The 2,998-nt window shown below is 60.1% G+C and carries 2 protein-coding genes and 1 pseudogene; 2 read left to right on the forward strand and 1 reads right to left on the reverse strand.

Annotated elements, in window-relative coordinates:
• Positions 1-201 precede the first annotated feature (201 nt).
• Positions 202-828 carry a helix-turn-helix domain-containing protein gene (locus ASG57_RS31270; RefSeq protein ID WP_082529089.1) on the reverse strand — a complete coding sequence of 209 codons (627 nt, stop codon included), beginning with the start codon at positions 826-828 and terminating at the stop codon, positions 202-204.
• An 82-nt stretch (positions 829-910) separates the two neighbouring features.
• Between ASG57_RS31270 and ASG57_RS31275 the strand changes: the two genes are divergently transcribed.
• Together ASG57_RS31275 and ASG57_RS37310 are read left to right on the forward strand one after the other, a co-directional pair.
• Positions 911-1,699, forward strand: coding sequence for an outer membrane protein (locus tag ASG57_RS31275; protein WP_057198834.1), 789 nt, complete (start codon positions 911-913; stop codon positions 1,697-1,699).
• A 478-nt stretch (positions 1,700-2,177) separates the two neighbouring features.
• Positions 2,178-2,877, forward strand: a pseudogene (locus ASG57_RS37310) (IS630 family transposase); the annotation flags it as partial.
• Positions 2,878-2,998 lie beyond the last annotated feature (121 nt).

Below are 2,998 nucleotides of genomic sequence, written 5' to 3' on the forward strand. Positions count from 1 at the left end.
CCACCCGCAGGCACTCGACCATCAGCTGTCTCAGCCCGGTTGAGTTCGAGCGCAAGGTGGGATTAGCTTAACCCGGTGTCCATCAAACCGGCAGCAGCTCACATACCAGTTCTGCAGTGGAAGCCGAAATTCTTGCTTAATGAACCCATCCCGGTGCCAGCCATTCCGTGCAGGTTAAGCTAGGCCTGATAGGGAGCTCCGCTAACCGTCGACTGAATCGGACAATTGGACTTTTGGCGGCCGGCCTAGCTTGGGGCGCGGCGCCCTGATCTTTGGTCGTGTCGTGGGTTCAATGGTCAATCTCACCTTCAAAGCAGCGAAGAGGTTTAGGACACGGTGCAGTTGCGGATCGACGGTCCCTCCAAAAGTTTTGTAGACCGTTGTCCGCATAATCCCGAGCCTGAGTGCTAGAGCACTAACGTTCTCAGATTTGACGACTTCGCTCAATCCGAGGATTGCCATTGCCGGCTTCTCGCGATCGAATGCTTCGCTCAGGCTTGCCGCAATCGCCTCGGAGCTGTCGGTTTCCGGCACAATACGGGCCTTTACGTTCAGTGCCCCAAAAAGCTTGAGAGTGCGGCTCAGGTGCGGGTCGATTCGGCCCCCAAAGGTCCTGTAGAGCGCATCTCGCCGCAAGCCGGCGTCCCGGGCCAAGATTTGCACGTTCTGTGCATGCATGACCACGTTAAGCGCTTTCCTTGCGCTTTCTGGGTTGTTTTCTCTAAATTTTTCAGTTAGATAGGTCGATATTTCCGCTGGGTTGTCGCGGAGGATCTTGTTAAGAACTGACTTGTTGCCGACTGACATCACGAGGGGTTTGTCCGTCACTGTGGCTGCCGAGCTACAGCATTTCTGGCGGAGGCGTCTAGATTACCTTCAGAGATTGACGCCATCATTTGGGGACTTGAAGATGAAGAAGACATTGCTCGCTTTAGCCGCGGTTGCCGCAATGACCGGTTCGGCCTCCGCGGCTGACCTGGGTGCACGTCCCTACGCGAAGGCTCCGATGGTGGCCCCGGTCGCCAGCTGGACCGGCTTCTACATCTTCGGCGGCGGCGGCGGCGGCATCTGGTCGGCTGACACCGGCGTTCAGTCCACGGTGACCGGCGCTCCGATCCTCGGCTTCAACCAGAGGCAGGGTGGGGATGGTTGGTTTGGCACGGTGGGTGCCGGCTATGACTGGCAGTTCGCCGGCACTTGGGTTGCCGGTGTGTTCGCCGACGGTCAGTTCGGCAGCCTGAAGGGCACAATCCAGGATCAGGGTCCGTTCCTCGCTGGCACCATCAAGAACGACTATTCTTGGGCTGCTGGTGCTCGCCTCGGTTATCTGGTCGCTCCGAACGTCCTGTCTTACGTGAACGCCGGTTACACCAACTCGCACTGGAAGGGCACGACGCTGTTCAACACCGCGACCGCCCTCCCGAGCGGCCTGCACACCAACAGCTTCGATCGCGGCGGCTGGTTCGTCGGCGGTGGCGTCGAGAACAACCTGAACATCTTCGGCATCTCGGCCCCCGGCTGGTTCATGAAGACCGAATACCGCGCGGCCTACTACGACAAGAAGGCGATCTCCGAGCTGACTGACGTCGGCAACGTATCGAACGGCCGCGATATCACCTTTAAGCCCTTCGTCCAGACCATCAGCACCTCGCTGGTCTACCGCTTCAACTGGACCGGTCCAGTCGTCGCGAAGTACTGATTAGATATCCCGATCGAACGTCAAGGCCCCGGCAGCGCCGGGGCCTTTCCGTTGGTAGATCGGCGCACCTTTCCTTTTTGCGTAGACGGTCGCGCCTGCCACTTGGGCTGCGCCCTTGTCAGCACTCTAAGCGGCTGAAGGGTCTTCCTTCACCCCGCGGCCGACGATGCGCGACGTCCCGTATGGGGGCGTCAACCGTAGCTTCCAGCGCTTTGTCCGCGAGCGCATTTATCCAGATCTCGACCTCCTCGGGCGTGGCCAGGATCACCGGCATCGCCTTGGGATGGAATGGCGCCCACCTTGGCTTCGGCTTCCGTCGTCAGAAACACCACCAGATCGTTGGGGGTCTCGCTTCCTTAACCTTCCGGGCCGACGTCCAATTGGTCTAGAGCGGTTCACGAATTTATTGAATCGGAAGGGATTCCGGATCTGGGGCGAATATGATTCAAGATGCTGGCTGGGCTGGAGGCAGCATCCCATGGTCCGACCAATTTCCAACGATCTACGTAAGCGTGCGGTATCCGCGGTTGCCAAGGGTGAGAGTTGCCGTTCTGTGGCGGCACGGTTTGGTGTTGCGGTCTCGGTTGTGAAGTGGTCGCAGCGTTATCGAACGACCGGCTCGGTAGCGCCTGGCAAGATGGGTGGTCACCGCAAGCCTGTGCTTGATCCGCATCGCGCCTTCATCGTCGAACGGATCACTCAGATGCCGCACCTGACGCTGCATGGTCTGAAGGCGGAGTTGGCTGCCCGTGGGGTTAAGGTCTCACACAATGCAGTCTGGCTGTTCCTGCGCCGGGAAGGGCCGCGGTTCAAAAAAAACACTGTTCGCGCTCGAACAGGCTCGCGCCGACGTCTTTCGTAGGCGCCAGCGTTGGCGGTCCTGGCAGACCGGATTTGATCCGGGCCGGTTCGTCTTCATCGATGAGACCTGGATCAAGACCAACATGGCCCCCTTGCGGGGCTGGGGCCCCAAAGGGACACGCCTGCGCGGCTTCGCCCCGCACGGGCATTGGCGTACCCTCACATTCCTCGGCGCACTCCGCCACGACCAGCTCACTGCCCCCTGCATCTTCGATGGGCCGATCAACGGCCAATGCTTCCGCGCTTACGTGAAGCACGTCCTCCTTCCGACCCTGCGCGAGGGCGATATCGTCATTCTCGACAATCTCGGAAGCCACATGCCGCGCGGCAATCAGGGTGACAGTGGAGCGTCAATCAGGATGAGAGAGCTTCGCCGGGCTCGTGACGCAGGGAGGGCGTAGCCCGACCGGAGTTACGAGCCCGGCGTCGGCGCGATCC

Source organism: Bradyrhizobium sp. Leaf396 (assembly GCF_001424605.1).
Classification (GTDB): domain Bacteria; phylum Pseudomonadota; class Alphaproteobacteria; order Rhizobiales; family Xanthobacteraceae; genus Bradyrhizobium; species Bradyrhizobium japonicum_C.